The following is a 20,569-nucleotide window of genomic DNA, read 5'->3' as shown; positions in this document are numbered from 1 at the left end:
TGAGTTGGGCGATATATATTAGTTGACTAAACTAGCGGAACGTCCAATGCACATTCCCAGAACCGAACATGTCCTGTCTAGACCATGATATCTATATGGGACATTACTACATAAGCTGAACGCGACCTCGACGGTTCGGTGGCTGCGCGTCCCCTACTCCCCAGCAACCTCCCTGTACGCCCTCACAACCCCATCAAGCCCACGTATCTGCCACGTCTCCCCGTCCCGCGCCTCGAGATAGGACCGGCCGAGCGGCACTTTCCCTCCGCCGTCCGGCAGGTCCAGCACATAGACGGGGTTGCAGATGCCCGACAGGCGCGCACGCAAGGCGCTGACCAGCGCCTGGCCCTCGGCGATCGTGGTGCGCCGGTGCGCCATGCCGCGCGCGAGATCGCCGTGGTGCAGGTAATAGGGTTTGACGCCAAGGCGGTACATCAGCTCGCGGCACAGCTCTTCCAGCACCTCGACCGTGTCGTTCACGCCTTTCAGCAGAACGCTCTGGTTCAGCAGCACGAAGCCGCCCTGCCTTAAAGTACGGCAGGCCCGCTCGGTCGCCTCGGTGATCTCGCGCGGATGGTTGAAATGGGTGACGACCGTGACCATCAGCCGGCCCTGCAAGGCTTGAACCAGCCCGCCGGTGACGCGCGAGGGCAGCGCCACGGGCACGCGGGTGTGGATGCGCAACAGCCGCACATGCTGGATCGCCTCGACGCGGGCGCGGATTTCCGTCAGCGCCTTGTCCGGCAGGGAGAGCGGATCGCCGCCGGTCAGAATCACCTCGCGGATTTCCGGATGGGACTCGATGTAGGCGAACGCCGGCTCCAGCGCCTCGCGCGAAAAACCCCGGCCGATCGAGGTCAGCGACTCCTTGCGAAAGCAGAACCGGCAATAGACCGCGCATTGATAGGTCGGGAACAGCAGAACCCGGTCGGCATGGCGATGCGTCAATCTCGGCACCGGACTGAAGGCGTGGTCGGCGATCGGATCGTCGAGCTCGCCCTCCTGCTCCGTCAGTTCATTGGGCGACGGGATGACCTGAAGCCGTATCGGATCGGCCGGGTCGCTCCAGTCGATCAGGTCGAGATAGGCCTTGGGAATGCGAACCTTGTGACGCATGGCCGCGGCTTCGGCCGCCGCGCGCTCGGCAGGCGACAGCGGCAGGGAATCCAGATCGCCTATGTGCCGCACGCCCTCGCGAACATCGTCCTGCCATGCGGCATCCGCCTCGTCGGCACGCTCGTCATCGGCTGTCATGCCGGCCGCATCGACGGCCATGCTGGCGTCGGGGATGTCGGGATGTGAGGTCATGGAGGCTCCTTGAATTCGGGCTGGGTACAGCATTGGAGCCACGACTTGAAGGCAATAAGCGGTGTTGGGCCGGTTGGAGTGCGCGGCCAGGAGGCGGCGGCCGTCCACTGATCAGAAACCAACGTCCCGCCCGCTGACGCATAACATTAGCTTGCTCTTATATTAGCTTGAGCGTATACACATAAACGGCCGGTAATCTACCCCCCACCGGTTAGGCTCGGCGCCAGTCCCTCCCTACCCCTCAGGTCAACGACGCCGGGCCGCTCGGCCGCCGCAATTGAGGCGACCGACCAGTTCTCTTCGATGTTGATCATGTCCCTCCTCGACCCGGCAGCTGGGTGAATGCATCGGCGATGTCCGCGTCTCTTCCCGTCGCCGGCCGCGGTCGCTAATCTCGGATCGCGAAAAAGCTGGAGAACAGGGAATGGCGAACGACTTGTCGCCAAGGCTTTTGGCGATCATCAACGCGCTGCCTTTGCGGCCGGGCATGCGCGTGCTGGAGATCGGCTGCGGACCAGGTGCTGCGGCGCGCGAGATCGCGCGCCGGATCGGCGGCGGGCATGTGCTGGCGATCGATCGCTCCGCCAAGGCCATCGCACAGGCCGGAGCCGCCTCGCGCGCCGAGATTGCGGCAGGCCGGTTGAGTCTTCGCCAGGTCGCGATCGAAGATTTCGAGTTGGAGGCCGACGAGAAGCGCTTCGACATTGCCGTTGCGGTGCGCGTCGGCGCGCTGGACGGTCGTCATCCCGAAGCGGGAAAAATCGCCCTGCAACGGCTCGGCGCTGTGTTGACCGCGCAAGGCCGGCTGTTCATCGACGGCGGCGATCCGCTGCGCGAAATTGCGATACACGGCTGAACAGCTCGTGCTTAGCCTCAGGAATCGAGCGGCAGAGCTGGGTCCGCGCCTCAGCTCCTCAACCCCGGCGCCTCCTGCCCGGTGCGCTCGACATACTCCGTATAGCCGCCGCCGTAGGTATGAATCCCCTCGGGCGTCAGTTCCAGCACCCGGTTCGACAGCGCCGCCAGGAAATGCCGGTCATGCGAGACGAACAGCATGGTCCCCTCGTACTGCGACAGTGCCGTGATCAGCATCTCCTTGGTGGCGATGTCGAGGTGGTTGGTCGGCTCGTCCAGCACCAGCAAATTGGGCGGATCGAACAGCATCAGTGCCATCACCAGCCGCGCCTTCTCGCCGCCCGACAGCACGCGGCATTTCTTCTCGATCTCGTCGCCGGAAAAGCCGAAGCAGCCGGCCAGCGCCCTGAGCGGCGCCTGGCCGGCCTGCGGAAACGCGTCTTCCAGCGTCTGGAACACGGTGCGCTCGCCCTCCAGCACTTCCATGGCGTGCTGGGCGAAATAGCCCATCTTGACGCTCGGGCCGCGCGCCACCGTGCCATTATCCGGCTCGGAAGCGCCAGCCACCAGCTTCAGCAGCGTCGACTTGCCGGCGCCGTTGATGCCCATCACGCACCAGCGCTCGCGGCGACGCACCTGAAAATCCAGCCCCTCGTAGATCGAGCGGCTGCCATAGCCCTTGTGCACGTTCTTCAGCGTCACCACGTCCTCGCCGCAGCGCGGCGCCGGCTGGAAATCGAACGACACTTTCTGGCGCCGCTTGGGCGGCTCGACCCGGTCGATCTTGTCCAGCTTCTTCACCCGGCTCTGCACCTGGGCGGCATGCGAGGCACGTGCCTTGAAGCGCTCGATGAAGGCGATCTCCTTGGCCAGCATCGCCTGCTGGCGCTCGAACTGCGCCTGCTGCTGCCGATCGGCAATCGCCCGCTGCTGCTGGTAGAATTCGTAGTTGCCGGAGTAAGCGGTCAGCGAACCGCCGTCGATCTCGACCACCTTGTTGACGATGCGGTTCATGAACTCGCGGTCGTGCGAGGTCATCAGCAGCGCGCCGTCATAGTTCTTCAGGAACTGCTCCAGCCAGATCAGGCTTTCCAGGTCGAGATGGTTGCTCGGCTCGTCGAGCAGCATGGCGTCGGGCCGCATCAAAAGTATCCTGGCCAGCGCGACGCGCATCTTCCAGCCGCCGGAGAGTTTCCCGACGTCGCCGTCCATCATCTCCTGGCTGAAGCCGAGCCCGTCCAGCACCTCGCGAGCCCGCCCATCCAGCGCATAGCCGTCGAGCTCCTCGAAGCGGTGCTGCGCCTCGCCGTAGCGGGCGATGATCTCGTCCATCTCACCGGCGCGATCGGGGTCGCCCATGGCGTGCTCGAGCTCGCGCATCTCGGCCGCCACTTCGCTCACCGGCCCGGCGCCGTCCATCACTTCGGCAACGGCGCTGCGGCCTTCCATGTCGCCGACATCCTGGCTGAAATAGCCGATGGTGACGCCGCGATCGACGGAGACCTGGCCCTCGTCGGGCTGCTCCTCGCCGTTGATCATGCGAAACAGCGTCGTCTTGCCGGCGCCGTTAGGCCCGACCAGCCCGACCTTCTCGCCCTTCTGCAACGCGGCGGAGGCTTCGATGAAGACGATCTGCCGGCCGTTCTGCTTGCTGATATTTTCGAGACGTATCATGCTTCCACGCGAGGCTTCAGGGATTTTCCCCGCGCCTTACGCGATCGGCCCCCTCAGAGGAAGCCTGCAAATCATGAACGCCTGCGCCAAATCGCCCAAAGCCTTCAGGGTCGATGGACATCGATTGCCCGGCCGAGAATTGGTCACTACCTTGCGGTGATTGCAAGCTTGCAAAGACGGCCATGTCAAATATCGTCTATCCATCCCGGCTGAGGTTGAGAGGCGTTAGCGCAGGGAATCTCGGTCCAATATTGAAAAACGGTCATCTTGTTACGGAAAGCCTGATCAGCGAGGGGTGTACCGAGCAGGAAATCCGCTCCGGCATGAAAATCCCGGACAGCGAGAAAATACTGGAACAGTGGCGGCCGACGGATCCCAAGAGCTTCGCTCTAGCACTAACCCTGGCGATCGGGTGGGACGAGGATATTGGAAGCGATTACTTCGAGGTGTACGTCATCGCTAACCAGATCAGAGACCAGATAAATCTCAATCGGCGCGCGGTCATCTTCGTCGAAGAGTTTGACTGGCCCAGTCTCAAACAAAGCCTCCTCAACATTCTCGATAAATGCGAAGGAACAACGTGGAAGGAAAGCGTCCGCGCATTACGAAAACGCTTCGAATGGGAATACGACGGAATGGGCCGCATACGAGTCTTGGCTTAAGTAGCCCTGCCGAATGAGCCGGCGATCAGCTATCGGTAAGGGCCTTTGTCGTCGCCAGCTTGACCCCGGCGGCGGCAAATGCCGCATTGTGCCGGACGATGATCTCCGCCGCGGTCTCGCTGGTGGTGTCGAGCGTGCTGTGGGCGTCGGAAACCACGGTGACGCCCAGGCCCGCCGCAAAGGCGCCCTTCACCGTGGCCGCCACGCAAAAATCGGTCTGCGCGCCGATCAGAATGACCTCGCCGGCGCCCTGCCCGACTACCCATTCTGCAAGCGCGGCATTGCTGAACGCGTCGCCGACACGCTTGGCGAAAATCGGCTCGTCCTCGGCCTGGCCGAGCGCCGGCCACACCGGCCAGCCCGGCTCACCCGGCGCCAGAGGATCGCCCTGCGGGCCGTCGTGCCTGATGAAGGCGATCTTGCGCCCGCTCCGCCGTGCCCATTCGATCAGCGCGCGGGTCCGGGCAACCATGCCGTCGGCATCATGGATCGGCGGTTCGGCAACGCCGTCGAACATGCCGGTCTGAAGATCGATCACGATGAGCGGCGCAGTGGCCGCGGGGCTGGTCCCTGACATAGCTTTTTATAGCACGAGGGCGGAGCTGATCAAGGATCAGGGCCGCGATGACGCGCAGCGCAATGGCAGGTGGCTGGAGTTCCGTGACAGTCCGCTTGCAGCAGCGCTAACATAGCGCGCTATTGGGATGTGGGTCAGTTCGAAATTCTGGCTATCGGCCGTGACCGGATTGCATTCGTGGCAAGCTCCTGCGACGAAATTCCCATGACACATGCAGCCGTAGCTTTCCTTGCGATCGTGACTTCGGTGTTGGTTGCGATCCTACCCGCACAATCGCAAGAGTGGACGCCCTCGGAGGACGCGGTTCGAGATGCAACGGAAACGGTTGGTCGCTATTTCCTTTCGCTCGATAACCAAGAGTATGGGCGGGCATACGAAATGATGACTGATACCGCGAAAGCTTCGATCCCATCGAACGCCTTCGTGGAGCAAAGTAAAGATTTTCATTCTCAAGCCGGCGCTGTGCGCGAGCGCCGGCTACTCAAATTCACGTGGTTGAAGGACCCAGCGAACGCTGCCTTTCCTGGCGTTTATGCCGCGGTCGACATAGCGGCGAAGTTTGAAAACATCGATCGTTACTGCGGCTATATTGTCCTCTATCAGCGGCCGTCAGGTGGACATTTTCGAGTCATGCGGATCGAAAGCAACTTCATCGACAACGCTGCCGCGAAAAGCATTGAAAAGACCCAATCGAAACTCGAATTGGATCGAGCATGGGCCGAGTTGTCGGCTAACTGTCCGAATTTTCCATCGTGAACGTGAGGCGCGGTCCGTTTTTGTACGTTCCGCGACCATCGGCTTTCGGCTTCCCTCGCTTCGATCAGCGCAACGATGTCGGTGATCTCCTACAGTTTGCCGGCCCTTGGACGCGAACGCAGCGAGAGCGCAGCTTAGGTCCTCACCCAACCCCGCCCGTCACGGCATATCTCGTTCCGATCGCCCTTCGCAAAGTAGCCGGCGGCCCGGTGCACGATCACACCCGGCCCGATGTCCCATCCTCGCCAAAAATCCCGGTCACCCAGTCGATGAACACGCGTACCCGCGGCGCGAGTTGGCGGTTCTGCGGGTAGAGCGCCGACAGTGGAGTCGGCGACGGCGGGTAATCCGGCAGCACTTCGACAAGCGTGCCGCGTGCGAAATCCCCTGCGAAGCGGTAATGCGGCGCCTGCACCAGGCCGAAGCCGAGACGCGCCAGCTCCGCCATCGTGTCGGAGCCGTTGACCGTCACCCGGTTGGGCAGGCTGACATAGCGCAACGCGCCGCCAACGGTGAATTCGAGCGGCATGACCTCGCCGGTCCGCGACGAGCGGAAGCCGACCATCAGATGGCCTTCGAGATCGTCGGGGGTTGCCGGCATGCCGTGCTTTTCGAGATAGGCGGGGCTGGCGCAGGTGACTTCGCGCAATGTTGCCACCCGCCGCACGATCATGCCGCTGTCGGCCTGTTCGCCGGAACGCAGCACGCAGTCGATGCCCTCGCGCACCAGATCGACCAGCCGGTCGCCGTCGCCGATATGCAGGTCGATCCCGGGATAGCGGTCGAGGAACTCGGAGAGCCGCGGCAGGATGAAATGGCGGGCCATGAAGCCATGCACGTCGATCCTCAAAAGGCCCTGCGGCTGCGCCGATTGAAAGCCTGCCTCGGCATCCTCGACATCGGCAAGGATGGCGAGGCAGCGCTGGTAATAGGCCTGGCCGTCCAACGTCGGCGTGACATGGCGCGTGGTGCGTTCGAGCAGCCTGACCCCCAGCCGCGCCTCCAGGCCCTTGATCGCCTCGGTGGCGGTCGATCGCGACATCGACAGATCGGCGGCCGCCGCAGTGAAGCTGCCGCGCTCGATCACACGGGCAAGCAGGCGCATCCGGTCGAGACTGTCCATCGCCATTGTTCGCCATATCCGAATGGTGTTGGCAAGTCCCGGGGCGATTATCCCGCAAGATTTATCACCTATTTTCAGTCGACAAAAATTTTGGAGAGCTGACATGATTACGCGGAATGGAAAGGTGGCACTGGTAACCGGCGCCTCGAAGGGCATCGGTGCCGAAATTGCCAGGCGGCTGGCGCGCGACGGCTTTTCGGTCGTCATCAACTATGCCAGAGGCGCAGAAGCCGCCGAAGGGGTGGTGCGCGAGATCGAGGCGGCAGGCGGCACGGCGATCGCAGTTCAAGCCGATGTCGGTGATCCCAAGGGGGTCGCGCATCTGTTCGACGCAGCCGAGCAGGCCTTTGGCGGCCTCGACGTGCTGGTCAACAATGCCGGCATCATGAAGCTCGCGCCGATCGCGCAGACGGACGACGCCGGTTTCGAGCAACAGGTCGCGGTGAACCTCGGCGGCGTCTTCCGCGGCATGCGCGAGGCCGCAAGGCGGCTGCGCGAAGGCGGCCGCATCATCAGCTTCTCGTCCAGCGTGGTCGGGCTCTACCAGCCGACCTACGGTGTCTACGCTGCCACCAAGGCCGGCGTCGAGGCGATGACCCATGTGCTGGCCAAGGAACTCGGGCCGCGCGGCATCACCGTCAATGTCGTGGCGCCGGGGCCGGTGGCCACCGAACTGTTCCTCGGCGGCAAGTCCGAGGCACTGGTCGAAACGATCACCAGGATGATCCCGCTCGGGCGGCTCGGCCAGCCCGCCGACATCGCCGGCGTGGTGTCGTTCCTCGCCGGACCGGACAGCGGCTGGGTCAACGGCCAGGTGCTGCGCGCCAATGGCGGCACGGTCTGACTTTACCTCCAACAATCAACAGGAAATCGACATCATGCCGTTTGCAAATTTCAAGGTGCCTGAGCGCGCGCTGTCCGCCGGACAGAAGGAGGACCTCGTCCACAAGACCACAGCCCTGTTCGTCGAGATGTTCGGCGAAGGCATGCGCCCCTACACGATGGTGCTGATCGAGGAGGTCGCCGATGGCGGCTACGGCCGCGCCGACGTGGTGTTCACGATTCCTGGGGGAAGGACGTGAAGCTGCCGATCTCCTCCCTTCTGGGACCCTCAAGGGTGAGATTGCAGCTTGGCGGTCGCGCGCTAGATCGCTGGCAGAGGCTAAGGCGAGGCCAGCGATGGACGATTGGAAGCTACCTTGGGACGGCGGTTGCTTGTGCGGTGGAATACGCTTTCGCATCAGCGCGCCGCCCTTGCTGACGACGGCGTGTCACTGCACCGGCTGCCAGAAGCTGAGCGCCAGCGCGTATTCCCTGACCATCGCCGTGCCCAGCGACGGTTTCGCCATAACGCAAGGCGAGCCGGTGGTCGGCGGCCTGCACGGCCCGCACCGGCAGCTCTATTGCCCGCACTGCAAGAACTGGATGTTCACGCGTCCGCATGGCCTGGATTTCCTTGTCAACGTGCGCGCGACCATGCTGGACGAGCACCATTGGTACGTGCCCTTCGTCGAAGTCTTCACTTCGGAAAAGCTGCCCTGGGCTTCGACCGCCGCTACCTACAGTTTCGCTACTCAGCCCGACCTTGAGGGATACGCCCCTTTGATCGAGGCGTTCGCCCGCGAAGCGGCGCGGCCAACCTGACTGGTTGCCGCCCGGAAAGGCGGCGCCAGCTTTCGTGCCTCACTTCAACTCCAGCCAGACCGGCGCGTGGTCGCTGGCGCCGACCTCGCCGCGCACGTCGCGGTCGATGCCCGCCGCTACCAGCCGGCGCGACAGCTTCTTGCTGAGCAAGATATGGTCGAGGCGCAGGCCGGCATCGCGCGGCCAGCGATTGCGGCGATAGTCCCAGAATGTGTAGAGCGTCTCCGTCGGGTGCTTCTTGCGCAGCGCATCAAGCCAGCCCTGGTCGAGCAGCCGCTGGAACGATGCCCGGCTTTCCGGCTGCACCAGCGCGTTGTCGTCATAGGAGCGGGTCGGGTAGATGTCGCGCGGCTCGGGCACGATGTTGTAGTCGCCGGCCAGCACCACCGGCAGGCCGGTGTCGAGCAACTGCGCCGCATGCGTCTCCAGCCTTTCGTGCCAGGCCAGCTTGTACTGGAATTTCGGGCCGGGCTGCGGATTGCCGTTCGGCGCGTAGAGGCAGGCGACGACGATGCCGTTGACCGCCGCTTCGATGTAGCGCGCCTGCTGGTCGCCGTCGTCGCCGGGCAGCGCCTCGCGGGTCAGCACCGGCTCCGAGCCACGCGAAAGGATGGCGACGCCGTTCCAGGTCGGCTGCCCGACCCACACCGCCCCGTAGCCGGCCGCCGCAAGCGCGGTGCGCGGAAACTGCGTCTGCCTGGCCTTGAGCTCCTGCAGGCAGGCGATGTCGGGTTTGGCGGCGGCCAGCCATGCGAGCAGGTTTGGCAGCCGGCCGTTGATGTTGTTGACGTTGAAGGTGGCGATCTTCATCGGCCTGCTTCAGCGCACGATCCGTTCGGTCCACGCCTTCACTGCATCAGCCAGCGTCTTCAGATGATCGGCGGTGGAGAAGCCGGAGATGTTTTTGCGCGGCTTCAGATCATGGTCGCCGTCTTCCAGCCAGAAGATCTCGATTGCGTCGGACAGAGCATAGGTCGCGACCTCGTCTTTGGTCCCGAACTCGTCGCGCGTGCCCTGGAAGACCAATGTCGGCGTCTTGAGGTCGGCGAGGTGTTTTGTCCGAAGCTGCGTCGGTTTGTCCGGCGGATGGAAGGGATAGCCGAGACACAGCAGCCCTGAAATCTCGCCCTTTGAAAACATCTCGTCGGCGATCATCGAAGCGACGCGTCCGCCCATCGACTTGCCGCCGATGATGAGCGGACCCTTCACGCCCTTCGCCCTGAGATCGGCGATTGCCTTGATATATTCCGGGTTAACCGTCTCGGCGCGCGGCGGCGGCTTGCGATGGCCGTAGCGGCGGGCCGCCATGTAGTGGAACTCGAAGCGCGCAACGCGGAAGCCGGCCTCGGCCAGCGCTTTTGCCGTCGCGGTCATCGAGGCAGAGTCCATCGGCGCCCCGGCGCCGTGGGCGAGCAAGATGGTGATTGGGGCAGTGTCGGGGCCATCGAAGAGGAAGGTCGTCATGGGGTGGCCCGCAGATGAAGGCCGAGTTCCTTCGCACCCCCCTCTGTCCCGCCGGCCATCTCCCCCTCAAGGGGGGAGATTGGATGTCGCCATCGCTTTCGCCAATCACCAACGTTGGAAGGCGGGCGGTAAGGAGAAGCTGCCGATCTCCCCCCTTGCGGGGGAGATGTCCGGCAGGACAGAGGGGGGTGTTCAAGCGCGACCAAATGAAGCCCTAACCCGCCGACATCCGCGCCAGCTGCAAATCGACGAACTGGATACCCTTGGCCGCCATACGTGCCCATTCGGAATCCGCGTCGAGTTCGAGGTAGCGCGCCCAGTTCCGCCGCGCTTCGGCTAGATTGCCGGCGTCGAACTCCAGCCTCGCAAGGTTGAACACCGCATCGGCGTACTTCGCATCTAGCGAAATCGCCTTCAGCAGATGCCGCCGAGCCGACGCCACCCGCCCCTCTTCGCTCATCAGCCCGGCCAGATTGAACCATGCCTCGACGAACACCGGGTCGCACTTGATGGCGCGGGCATAGTCGTGCGCCGCCTCGGCCGCGTGGCCGGAGGCGCGCAGGCAGTTGGCGCGGTTGAAGGCGGCGATGGCATCGCTCGGGTCGATGGCTAGGCAGCGCTGGTAGAGTGCCGCGGCCTGCTCGTGGTCTTCAGCCTCTTCCGCCGCCTCGGCATCGGCGAACAGCTCTTCCAGCGTGTCGTCATCCTGCGTTCCCAGATCGAACAGCAGCTGGCCGTTGACTTCGCTCTGGCCGCCCTCGAGATAGATCGCGTCGGCCCGCCCGTGCTGCGAGCCGACATTGAGCGATTTGGCGGTGAGCGAGGCGATCGGGCCGGAGCGATGCACCGACCGCACGATCGCCCCCCATGAGGCGCCGCCGGCGACCAGCCCGGCATATTTGCGGGCGAGGATCAGGTCGCGGAAGGAATACGGTTCGCAATCATGCTCGAAGGCGTCGAACAGCGACAAAAGGTCGAGATCGGCGCCGGTCAGCCGCGACTGATCGATCAGCGACTGCCGCGACAGCGTCGAGGCTTCCGGTGCCTTCATCAACCCGAGCAGCCGCAGGAAGCCGTTCTCGCTGACCAGCCTGCGCCCGGCTGCACGTTCCGCAGCGACGCGGCGCTCGATCTCGATGTCGCCGGCCCTGGCGAGCAACATGCGGCCCAACACGACATGCGTGGTGCGCCGAGTGACGCCGCGCCGCAACTGGCCGTGCTGGCGCGCGACCTCGCGCGCCGCCAGCCTGAGCGGAAAGGCCGCCAGCGCGCCGACGATGCCGAAGACCGTGCCGGCAAGAGCCGTCACGCCTTGCTCTTGCCGACGGCTTTGAGAAGGTTCGCCTTGAGCGGGTTTTCCTTGGCCGCGCCAGCGCCGGCCTTGGCGGATTTCGCCGCAGGCTTGGCCGTTTCATCGGCCTTGCTCTTCGATTTGGCCGGCGGCTTGGCCGATTGCGACAGGCTCGCCTTCAGCGCATCCATGAGATTGATGACGTTGCCGCGCTCAGGCGCCGCCGCGATGATCGGCTTGTGGCCCTTGAGCTTCTCGCGGATCATCGTCATCAACGCGATCTCGTAGCGGTCCTCGTAATTCTTCGGATCGAAGGTGGTTTCCTTCTGCTTGATCAGCGCTTCGGCCAATTGCAGCATTTCCGGATCGGGGTTTCCGGCCGGGATATTGCCGAAATATTCAGCCGTGCCACGCACTTCGTTCGGATTCCTCAAGGTGCAGACGAACATGCCGTTCTCGCGCGCGCCGATCGTCACCACGCGCTCGCGGCTGGACAGCACGAGGCGGGCGATCGCCAGCTTGCCGGATTTGCGCATCGCTTCGCGCAACACGGCAAAGGTCTCCTCGGCCATTGCGCCATCCGGCGCCAGGTAATAGGGCGCGTCCTGGTAGATGACGTCGACCGAACGCTCGTCGACAAAGGCCTCGATGTTCATCGTATGGTTGGATTCGATGCGCACCGCGTCGAGATCGGTATCGTCGATGATGATGTATTGCTTGTCCTCGTATTCGTAGCCCTTGACCAGGTCCGAACGCTCGACCAACCCGAGTTCAGGGTCGACCGGCTTCATGTTGATGCGGTTGTGCGTCTTCTTGTGCAGCTGGTTGAAGCTGATGCGCTCGCTGGCACTGGTCGCCGGATAGAGCCGGACCGGACAGCTGACCAGACTGAGCTTGAGGTAACCTTTCCAACTTGCCCTGGGCGCCATGAAATACTCCTACGCGGCCTTGTGCTGTCGAACTGTTCGCAGCGCTGTTTCGTCCGGAGGACGAATGCGGCTGCCGAAATCCTACATTGCCCCTTACAATACCGGCAAATCCCTAGCGAAATCTTCCTCCGCTGGGAGCCGCCTGCAGGCAAGAGGTCCGTGGCGAAGAATAATTCAAATTTTCCGGAGCGTCGATGGAGTCTGGGCCGCGCTCGCAGAACTACGTCGCGGTGCCTATCGCCGGCAAATCCCTGGCGAAATCTTCCATGTCGGCCCAAGGGTCGCCTGACGTCGCCAGAAGGCCCGGCAGCGAGGAATAATTCAGATCCTGCGGAGCATCGATGGATTCCAGATCGCTCCAGCTGACCGGCGTCGAGGCCGGCAAATTGGTGCGGGCGCGCAGTGAATAGGGAGCCGCCGAGGTGTGGCCGCGCGCATTGCGGTGAAAATCGATGAAGATGCGCCGCTTGCGGTTGTCCTTGCCCATGGTGGTGGTGAAAGTGTCGGGCGCGGTGGCGGCAAGATGCGTGGAGATGGCGCTGGTCGCCTGGTGCAGTTTCTTCCAGTTCTGCTTTTGCGTCACCGGCACGGTGATGTGGATGCCGTGCCCCCCGGAGGTCTTGGCGAACGGCACCAGCCCTAGCGCTTCCAGCTCGCCCTTAATGTGCACCGCCGCCTCAACCACCTCGCGCCAGGCGATCCCTTCGCCCGGGTCGAGGTCGAAAACGATCAGGTCCGGCTTGTCGAGCCGCGTGCGATGGGTGCCCCAGGTGTGGAACTCGACGACGCCGAACTGCGCCAGAGCCAGATATCCCTTGGCGTCTTCCACCGAGAGATAGGATTTGGTCTCGCCCTCCGAATTCGTCGCCTCGAAGGTCGCCACCGAGGACGGCATGCCGGTGAAGGCGTGGCGCTGGAAGAAACAGTCCTGCGGCTTGCCGGTCGGGCAGCGCACCAGCGAGACCGGCCGGCCGAGAATGTGCGGCAGCATGAAATCGCCGACCAGCGCGTAATAGACGGCGATATCGAGCTTGGTCGGGCCGGTCTTGCCGAACAGCCGCCGCGTCGGGTTGGTCACCCAGATTGTGGCGAGGTCGGCCTCGGCGATCAGCCGCTTGCGCTTGGCCGAAACCGGCGTCGACAGGCCGACGTCACGCAGGCCGCGGAACACGGCATGGCGCAGCGCATTGTCGGTGGTCCGGTTGGCGTAATGGATATGCGCCGAAAGCAGCGGCCGCACCCAGTTCATCTCGCGCATGATCTCGCGCGGAACGCCCTCGGGCGCGGATGCACCGGCCCGCAACGGCTCCAGCCGCGCCAGCAATTCGCCTGCGGTCGCGGCATCGAAGCCGGTGCCGACCTTGCCGCGATAGTGCAGCTCGCCGTCTTCGAATTCGCCGAGGCCAAGTGCAGCGAGTCCCTCGGCCGCGTCGGAGACGGTGTAGCCAGCGATGACAAAGTCGCCGGTCTGGAGCGCCTTGGTTTTGGTCCAGGTTTTGGTGCGGCCGCTCTGGTAGATCGCCGTGGCGCGTTTCGACACCACACCCTCCAGCCCCATCTCGGATGCCTGGTCATAGAGCGCCTGGCCGTCGCCTTCGACATGATCGCTGAGCTGGATGGCGGAGTTGGCGCCGAGACCGGACAGAAGTTGCGAAAGCAGCGCCTTGCGCCGCCGAAGCGGCGCTTTTGTCAGGTCCCAGCCGTCGAGATAGACGAGGTCGAAAGCGTAGAAGTGGAGCTTGTTGCCGGCGCCTTCGGCCAGCGCGTCCTGCAGAAGGGCAAAGCGGCTGATGCCCTTGGCGTCGAGCGCGACGACCTCGCCGTCGATGATCGCCTCCCGGCACGGCAGCCTGGCGAAGGCAAGCGGCAGGTCGCCATAGCGCTTCGTCCAGTCGAGGCCGGCGCGGGTGATCAGCCTGACCGCACCGTCGGCCAGGTGCGCCATGGTGCGGTAGCCGTCGAACTTGATCTCGTGCAGCCATTCCTCCCCAGTATCCTCACCGTCCGGCGGCTTGGCCACGGAGGTCGCCAGCTGCGGCTCGATCCGGGAAGGCGGGGGCGCCTTGACGGCGCCCGGCAAAGCGCCGGGTTTCAGCACCACCGGCTTGGCAGGTTTGGCGGCAGGCTTCGGCGGTGCCACCAGTTCCTCAATACGACGGCCGGATTTGACGCTTTCCGGCCGGGCTTCCAGTATGTCGAGCGTGGCATCGGCGGCGAGATCGCGCTCCTTGAACAGCAGCCAGTTCTTCTTGCCCTCATCCTCGCCGGGCTTCGGTTTCAGCCGCGTCAGCATCCAGCCGCCATTGAGCTTCTCGCCGGCGAGCCGGAACTTGAAGGAGCCGGTGCGCAGGCTCTTTTCGACGTCGTCCATCGGCGCCCAGACGCCGGTGTCCCAGACGATCATCGGTCCGCCGCCATATTCGCCTTCGGGAATGACGCCCTCGAAATCGATATATTCGAGCGGATGGTCCTCGGTCTCGACCGCCAGCCTTTTGTCGGCCGGGTTCAGCGACGGGCCGCGCGGCACCGCCCAGCTCTTCAGCACGTCGCCGACCTGCAGGCGCAAATCATAGTGATCGGCGGTGGCGTGGTGCTTGTGGACGACGAAGCGGTTGCCTTCACCGGCAGCCAGGCCACCGGCCGGTTCCGGCGTCCTCGTGAACTCGCGCTTGGCGCGATAGGCCTTGAGCTTCGAAGGAGCTGGCATGGACTAGGCGTAGGTGGTGGGCAAAAGCAACGAACGCAGCATCAAAATCCCATCGCAGCGGCGCTCCAATGTCACGGCATGGATCCCAGGGTCTCCGCGACGTCGCTTCGCTCCTGCTCCGCCCTGGGATGACGAAGGATGGGAGGTCACGCCGCTCAATCGTCGGTGGCCGGCGTCAATTCGAGCTCGGCCGGCGACAGGCCCTGCTGCAGCTGGCTGAGCCGGAATTCGTCGACCCAATAGGCCTCGCCGTCGACCAGCACCCGCGCACTGTAGCCGCCGGCGGAAAAACGCTGCGCGGTGATGTAGACCTTGTGGCGGTCGAGCGCCTTGCGCACCGCGGCGCGCTTGGATTTCTGGCTGGTGACGGAACTGGCCATGCTGGTTACTCACGCACAAAGCCGCAAGGCGGCATGCCTAAGGATGGCCGAGAGCGGGTCGGCTGTCAATTTGGCGGCCGCTGCGAGCCCTCGCGCGGTGGCGTCTCTGGCTCTGTGGAAACCGAGCCGGCGCGCTATATTGAACGTGGCGGCTTGGAACGCGATGCTGACCTGGAGAACTTCACATGACGTTGACGACACGCAAACTCGGCGGCCAGGGGCTGCAGGTTTCCATGATCGGCCTCGGCTGCATGGGCATGAGCCAGTCCTACGGCCAGGCCGACGAGGCGGAATCGACCGCCACGCTGCACCGCGCCATCGAACTCGGCTGCACCTTCCTCGACACTGCGGAAGTCTATGGGCCGCACGCTAACGAGGAACTGCTCGGCCGCGCGCTGCAGGGCCGGCGCGATGAGGTGACGATCGCGACGAAATTCGGCTTTCGCATCGAAAACGGCAAGCAAGTCGGCACCGAGCGCGACAGCCGGCCGGAGCATATCCGCGAGGCTGTCGAAGGTTCGCTGAGGAGGCTAGCCAGCGACCACGTCGACCTCCTCTATCAGCACCGCGTCGATCCGGCGGTACCGATCGAGGAGGTGGCGGGTGCTGTCGGCGAGCTGATTGCTCAGGGCAAGGTCCGCTTCTTCGGCCTCTCGGAGGCCGGCGCCGCCAATATCCGCCGGGCGCATGCCGTGCATCCGGTGTCGGCAGTGCAGAGCGAATACTCGCTGTGGGAGCGCAATCTCGAGCCGGAAATCATTCCCCTGCTGAAGGAGCTCGGCATCGGCCTGGTGCCGTTCTCGCCGCTCGGCCGCGGTTTTCTCACCGGCGATGTCAGGCGCGCCGAAGACTATCCAGAGGGCGATTACCGGCGCGGCGATCCGCGCTACCAGGGCGCCAACTATGACGCCAACATGCAGGCGGCAGCCACGGTACTCGACATCGCCGCGGCCAAGCGCGTCAAGCCAGGCCAGATCGCGCTGGCCTGGCTGCTCCACAAGGGGAGCGACTTCGGCATCGACATCGTGCCGATCCCCGGCACCAAGCGCAGAAAATATCTCGAGGAGAACGTCGCCGCGGCTTCGATCAGGCTCGACGCCGCCGAGATGCAGGTGCTCGACGACGCGCTGGCGCCGGGCAAGGTCGCCGGTCCGCGCTACGGCGAGCGCACCATGGTGATGATCGATCGGTAGGTCTTGCCTTCTCCCGTTCTTGCGCAAAGCTCCGGCCTTGGCTAGCATCCGCCGGCAGGCACCGAGCGGAGGAGAACGTCGCGGTGGACCGGCTGGAGCGCCGTTGCGTCCCTTCAAACACGAGTTGGGCGCTCGAAGGACACTCCATTTTTGAATCGACGCAAGGAACCTTCCGGAAAACCCATTCCGGTTTCGGGGTCATGCGCTCATCTGGGAGGAGACTAAATTGATCAACAGACGTGAATTCCTGCTGTCGACCGCGGCGATGGGCGCCTTGGCGCTGGCCGCTCCGCAATTGGCTTTCGCCCAGGACAAGCTGACCATCCTCGGTTCGGTGCCGAGCCTCGGCTTTCCGTTCTTCGTGCACATGCTGAACCAGATCAAGGCTGAGGCGCAGGCGCAAGGCGTCAACCTGGTCGAGAGCGACGGCCAGAATTCGGCGCCCAAGCAGACCGCCGACATCGAGGCGGCACTGGTGCAAAAGGTCAACGCCATCGTCATCTCGCCGCTCGACGTCAACGCGCTGGCCCCAGCCATCGAGGAAGCGGTGAAGGCCGGCGTTCCCGTCGTCACTATCGACCGCCGCGTCGAGGGCGTCGAAGGCATCCTCGCCCATGTCGGCGCCGACAATGTCAAGGGCGGCGAGGCCGAAGCACAGGCCATGGTGGCGGCGTTCCCGAACGGCGCCAAGATCTTCCATCTGCAGGGCCAGCCCGGTGCCGGCCCGGCGATCGACCGCAACAAGGGTGTGCACAACGTCCTTGATCCCATGAAGGACAAGTACCAGATCATCTTCGAGCAGACCGCCAACTTCGCCCGCGCCGAGGCGCTGTCCGTCACCGAGGCCGGCCTTGCCGCCAACGGCAAGCCCGACGCGATCATCTGCGCCAATGACGACATGGCGCTTGGCGCGGTTGAAGCCTGCGCGGCGCGCAACTTCACCGACGTCAAGATCTACGGCTTCGACGCGCTTCCCGAAGCGTTGGTCGCTGTGCGCGACGGCAAGCTGGCCGGCACGGTCGAGCAATTCCCCGGCGAGCAGTCGCGCACCGCCGTGCAGATCGCGGTCGCCTACGCCAGGGACAAGACCGAGCCGAAGGAAAAGCTGGTGCTTTTGACGCCGATCGTCATCGGCAAGGACAATCTCGACAAGGCGGAGAGGCTGGGCGAGACGAAGTAGGCGAAGCCGGCGGGACAGCACCCCCCTCTGGCCTGCCGGCCATCTCCCCCTTCAAGGGGAGATTGGATGTTACCCGGGCTTTCGCTAATTTTCGATCTTGCAGAAGAAGCGAGGCCAATGAAGCTGCCAATCTCCCCCCTTGAGGGGGAGATGGCCGGCAGGCCAGAGGGGGGTGCTGTCCCGCCAATCGCAAATTGGGAGCAACCTTTGCCCGCGACTGAAGCCACTGCGCCTTCACCCTCCCCCGCCCTGCTCACCGTCGAGGGCGTGACCAAGCGCTTTGCCGGCGTCACCGCGCTGAACGACGTTTCGCTCGAAGTCCGCCCCGGCGAGATACTCGGCCTGCTCGGCGAGAACGGCGCCGGCAAATCGACGCTGCTCAAGATCCTGTCCGGCGTGATGCCGCCGTCCAGCGGTCGCATCGTCTTCGACGGCGTCGAATTCAATCCGCACAATCCGCAGGATGCGAAACGCCACGGCATCGTTACCATCTACCAGGAACTGAGCCTGATCCCGACGCTGACCGTGGCGGAGAATATTTTCATCGGCCGCGCACCGCTCGGCCGGTTCGGGCTGGTCAGCTGGCGGCGAATGGAGGAAGATTCCCGCGCGATCATCGCTCGTGTCGGCCTCGATCTCGACCCGGCGACGCCGGTTTCCGCTCTGTCGGTGGCCGAACAGCAGCTGGTCGAGATCGCCCGCGCGCTATCGCTGAAGAGCCGCTTGATCATCATGGACGAGCCGACCTCGGCGCTGACCGAAACCGAAGTGCACAGGCTGATGTCGATCATGGACCGGCTGCGCAAGGATGGCGTCGCCATTATGTTCGTCACCCACCGGCTGGAAGAGGCCTCGGCGATCTGCGACCGCATGACGGTGCTGCGCGACGGCAGGCTGGCCGGCCATCTCGACCGCGAAGGCGGGCCGATCAAGCTGCCAAAGATCATCGAGAAGATGGTTGGCCGCGCCGCGTCCGAGCTCTATGCCAGACCGACGCTGCGCGATGTCGCCGGCGACGTCCGGCTCTCGGTGCGCGGCCTGCGCACGGTGCGCGATCCGCAGGCGCCGCACGCCATCGTGCTCGAAGGCGTCGATCTCGACCTTAAGGCGGGCGAAATACTGGGTGTCGCCGGGCTCGTCGGCTCCGGCCGCACCGAGCTCGCCCGCGCCATCTTCGGCGCCGACCGCATTGCCGCCGGCACCATCGTGCTCGACGGCAGGCCGATCGCGCCGGCCTCGCCCGCCGACGCCATCGAGCTCGGCATCGGCCTGGTGCCGGAAGACCGCAAGCACCAGGCGATTTTCGCCGCACTCGCCATCCTCACCAATTTCTCGATCGCCGCGCTCGACCGCTACTCCAATGTCGGCTTCATGGCCGAGCGGCGCGAGCGCGAGGCGTTGGCGAACTACAGGAAGACGCTGTCGATCCGCATGGCCTCGCCCGAGCAGGCGATCGAGGGACTGTCCGGTGGCAATCAGCAGAAGGTCATCCTTGCCCGCTGGCTGGCACGCGATCCCAAGGTGCTGATCGTCGATGAACCGACGCGCGGCGTCGACGTCGGCGCCAAGGCGGAGGTTCATCAGATCCTGGTAGAGCTCGCTGCGCGCGGCATCGCCATCATGATGATCTCGTCCGAGCTGCCCGAAGTGCTTGCCGTGTCGGACAGGATCGTCACCATGCGGCGCGGGCGCATCACCGGCGAGATGCCTGGCATCGAGGCGACCGAGGAGAAACTGATGGAACTGATGGCGCTCGACCAGAAGCAGGAAGCCCAGAATCAGGAAGCAACGCAATGACCAGCACGACCGAACGGAGCCAGCGCGGCGGCGTCAATCTTGCGCGCCTGCTGATGAGCTTCGGCCCGCTGATGTTCCTGGCGGTGCTGATCGTCGTCTTCACCGTGCTGAAGCCGAGCTTCATCGACCCGATCAACCTGTTCAACATCATGCGCCAGATCTCGATCACCGGCCTGATCGCGCTAGGCATGACCTTCGTTATCCTCACCGCCGGCATCGACCTGTCGGTCGGCTCGCTGCTCGCCTTCTGCGGCATGGTCGCGGCGGTGGTGGCCAAGGGCGGCACCGCCAACACGCTGTCGCTGTCGACAACGGGCACGCTGGGCTATGGCTGGTTCGCCGCCCTTCTGGCCGCCGTCGTCGTCGGCGCCGTGGCCGGCGGTGTCCAGGGCTTTGCCATCACCAGGCTGAAAGTACCGCCCTTCGTCGTCACGCTCGGCGGCCTCACCGTGTTTCGCGGCCTAACGCTGACGATCTCCAATGGCGGCCCGATCTCCGGCTTCGACGCCTCGATGCGCTGGTTCGGTACCGGCCTGATCGGCCCGGTGCCGGTGCCGGCGATCATCTTCGCGATTGCCGCAATCCTGTGCCACATCGTGCTGCGCTACACGCGCTACGGTCGCGCCGTCTACGCCGTCGGCGGCAATGCCGAGGCCGCGCGGCTCTCCGGCCTGCGCGTCGACCGCATCCTGATCTCGGTCTACATCATCGTCGGCTTCTTCGCCGGCCTTGCCGCCTTCGTTTTGTCGGCGCGGCTCAACTCCTCCGAAGCCGTCGCCGGCATCGGCTACGAGCTGACGGTGATCTCGGCGGTCGTCATCGGCGGCACCTCGCTGTTCGGCGGCATCGGCAGCGTCGGCGGCACGGTGGTCGGTGCAGGGCTGATCGGCGTCCTGCAGAACGGGCTGCAATTCAACAACGTCTCGTCATACACGCAAAGCATCGTCATCGGCCTGATCCTCATCCTCGCCGTCGCCTTCGACCGCTGGCTGAAATCGCGGGTAAGGCGGTGATCCAGGTCAGGTCGGC

General features: G+C 64.4%; 20 protein-coding genes. 10 read left to right on the top strand and 10 right to left on the bottom strand.

The genetic code is table 11. The features are described 5' to 3' along the window. Positions 1-153 precede the first annotated feature (153 nt). Entirely contained in the window at positions 154-1,308 is a 1,155-nt protein-coding gene (locus tag NKH89_RS33545) for a KamA family radical SAM protein (protein WP_502896979.1), read from the bottom strand. 424 nt (positions 1,309-1,732) lie between these two features. Here NKH89_RS33545 and NKH89_RS33540 point away from each other — a divergent pair, with 424 nt between their 5' ends. Then, the gene (locus NKH89_RS33540) at positions 1,733-2,164 is read left to right on the top strand and encodes an SAM-dependent methyltransferase (RefSeq protein ID WP_352496066.1); all 432 of its coding nucleotides are present in this window, start codon (positions 1,733-1,735) and stop codon (positions 2,162-2,164) included. A gap of 50 nt (positions 2,165-2,214) precedes the next feature. Here NKH89_RS33540 and NKH89_RS33535 read toward each other — a convergent pair whose 3' ends face one another. Continuing rightward, positions 2,215-3,837 carry an ABC-F family ATP-binding cassette domain-containing protein gene (locus NKH89_RS33535; RefSeq protein ID WP_023718122.1) on the bottom strand — a complete coding sequence of 541 codons (1,623 nt, stop codon included), beginning with the start codon at positions 3,835-3,837 and terminating at the stop codon, positions 2,215-2,217. A gap of 182 nt (positions 3,838-4,019) precedes the next feature. Here NKH89_RS33535 and NKH89_RS33530 point away from each other — a divergent pair, with 182 nt between their 5' ends. Next, on the top strand, positions 4,020-4,499 hold the full coding sequence (locus NKH89_RS33530; protein ID WP_352911550.1) for an Imm8 family immunity protein: 480 nt from the start codon (positions 4,020-4,022) through the stop codon (positions 4,497-4,499). A gap of 25 nt (positions 4,500-4,524) precedes the next feature. Here NKH89_RS33530 and NKH89_RS33525 read toward each other — a convergent pair whose 3' ends face one another. Continuing rightward, entirely contained in the window at positions 4,525-5,076 is a 552-nt protein-coding gene (locus NKH89_RS33525; RefSeq protein WP_352764397.1) for an isochorismatase family protein, read from the bottom strand. Positions 5,077-5,280: 204 nt separating this feature from the next. Here NKH89_RS33525 and NKH89_RS33520 point away from each other — a divergent pair, with 204 nt between their 5' ends. Then, on the top strand, positions 5,281-5,832 hold the full coding sequence (locus tag NKH89_RS33520) for a DUF4019 domain-containing protein (protein ID WP_352496063.1): 552 nt from the start codon (positions 5,281-5,283) through the stop codon (positions 5,830-5,832). A gap of 217 nt (positions 5,833-6,049) precedes the next feature. On the opposite strand, the gene NKH89_RS33515 is transcribed toward NKH89_RS33520, so the two are convergent. Continuing rightward, complete coding sequence (locus NKH89_RS33515) at positions 6,050-6,955, bottom strand: LysR family transcriptional regulator (protein ID WP_352516249.1); 906 nt, start codon at positions 6,953-6,955, stop codon at positions 6,050-6,052. Positions 6,956-7,058: 103 nt separating this feature from the next. Between NKH89_RS33515 and NKH89_RS33510 the strand changes: the two genes are divergently transcribed. The 3 genes from NKH89_RS33510 to NKH89_RS33500 all read left to right on the top strand — a co-directional run bounded on the left by NKH89_RS33510 (position 7,059) and on the right by NKH89_RS33500 (position 8,599). Beyond that, entirely contained in the window at positions 7,059-7,799 is a 741-nt protein-coding gene (locus tag NKH89_RS33510) for an SDR family oxidoreductase (RefSeq protein WP_352481632.1), read from the top strand. A gap of 34 nt (positions 7,800-7,833) precedes the next feature. After that, positions 7,834-8,037 (top strand): tautomerase family protein, encoded by a 204-nt coding sequence (locus tag NKH89_RS33505; protein WP_023718119.1) that lies wholly within the window; start codon positions 7,834-7,836, stop codon positions 8,035-8,037. Between the two features lie 97 nt (positions 8,038-8,134). Next, on the top strand, positions 8,135-8,599 hold the full coding sequence (locus tag NKH89_RS33500; protein WP_352481634.1) for a GFA family protein: 465 nt from the start codon (positions 8,135-8,137) through the stop codon (positions 8,597-8,599). A 39-nt stretch (positions 8,600-8,638) separates the two neighbouring features. On the opposite strand, the gene NKH89_RS33495 is transcribed toward NKH89_RS33500, so the two are convergent. From NKH89_RS33495 to NKH89_RS33470, 6 genes are all read right to left on the bottom strand, one after another. Beyond that, positions 8,639-9,409: an exodeoxyribonuclease III gene (locus tag NKH89_RS33495; protein WP_352496062.1), complete on the bottom strand. Its 771-nt coding sequence runs from the start codon at positions 9,407-9,409 to the stop codon at positions 8,639-8,641. Between the two features lie 9 nt (positions 9,410-9,418). After that, a complete protein-coding gene (locus NKH89_RS33490; protein WP_352844587.1) occupies positions 9,419-10,063 on the bottom strand; it encodes an alpha/beta hydrolase family protein in 645 nt (214 codons plus the stop codon). Between the two features lie 214 nt (positions 10,064-10,277). After that, positions 10,278-11,372: a tetratricopeptide repeat protein gene (locus tag NKH89_RS33485; protein ID WP_352481636.1), complete on the bottom strand. Its 1,095-nt coding sequence runs from the start codon at positions 11,370-11,372 to the stop codon at positions 10,278-10,280. Continuing rightward, complete coding sequence (gene ku / locus NKH89_RS33480; protein WP_023718114.1) at positions 11,369-12,283, bottom strand: non-homologous end joining protein Ku; 915 nt, start codon at positions 12,281-12,283, stop codon at positions 11,369-11,371. Before ku ends, NKH89_RS33485 begins: the two co-directional genes overlap by 4 nt. A 220-nt stretch (positions 12,284-12,503) precedes the next feature. Continuing rightward, on the bottom strand, positions 12,504-14,990 hold the full coding sequence (gene ligD, locus NKH89_RS33475; RefSeq protein ID WP_352788715.1) for a DNA ligase D: 2,487 nt from the start codon (positions 14,988-14,990) through the stop codon (positions 12,504-12,506). Positions 14,991-15,145: 155 nt separating this feature from the next. Beyond that, on the bottom strand, positions 15,146-15,370 hold the full coding sequence (locus NKH89_RS33470) for a hypothetical protein (RefSeq protein WP_023718112.1): 225 nt from the start codon (positions 15,368-15,370) through the stop codon (positions 15,146-15,148). A gap of 185 nt (positions 15,371-15,555) precedes the next feature. On the opposite strand from NKH89_RS33470, the gene NKH89_RS33465 reads away from it, so the two are divergent. The 4 genes from NKH89_RS33465 (at position 15,556) to NKH89_RS33450 (ending at position 20,553) form a co-directional block, all read left to right on the top strand. Then, on the top strand, positions 15,556-16,563 hold the full coding sequence (locus NKH89_RS33465; RefSeq protein WP_352911544.1) for an aldo/keto reductase: 1,008 nt from the start codon (positions 15,556-15,558) through the stop codon (positions 16,561-16,563). A 229-nt stretch (positions 16,564-16,792) separates the two neighbouring features. Further along, entirely contained in the window at positions 16,793-17,743 is a 951-nt protein-coding gene (locus NKH89_RS33460) for a substrate-binding domain-containing protein (RefSeq protein WP_023718110.1), read from the top strand. A 207-nt stretch (positions 17,744-17,950) separates the two neighbouring features. Continuing rightward, positions 17,951-19,540: a sugar ABC transporter ATP-binding protein gene (locus tag NKH89_RS33455; protein WP_352911541.1), complete on the top strand. Its 1,590-nt coding sequence runs from the start codon at positions 17,951-17,953 to the stop codon at positions 19,538-19,540. Beyond that, positions 19,537-20,553, top strand: coding sequence for an ABC transporter permease (locus tag NKH89_RS33450; protein WP_023718108.1), 1,017 nt, complete (start codon positions 19,537-19,539; stop codon positions 20,551-20,553). The genes NKH89_RS33455 and NKH89_RS33450 overlap by 4 nt, the downstream gene beginning before the upstream one ends. Positions 20,554-20,569 lie beyond the last annotated feature (16 nt).

Origin of the sequence: Mesorhizobium sp. M0923 (assembly GCF_040319365.1) — a bacterium.
Classification (GTDB): domain Bacteria; phylum Pseudomonadota; class Alphaproteobacteria; order Rhizobiales; family Rhizobiaceae; genus Mesorhizobium.
The sequence above is the reverse complement of the archived record's forward strand: the minus strand, read 5'-3'. Positions and strand labels throughout refer to the sequence as shown.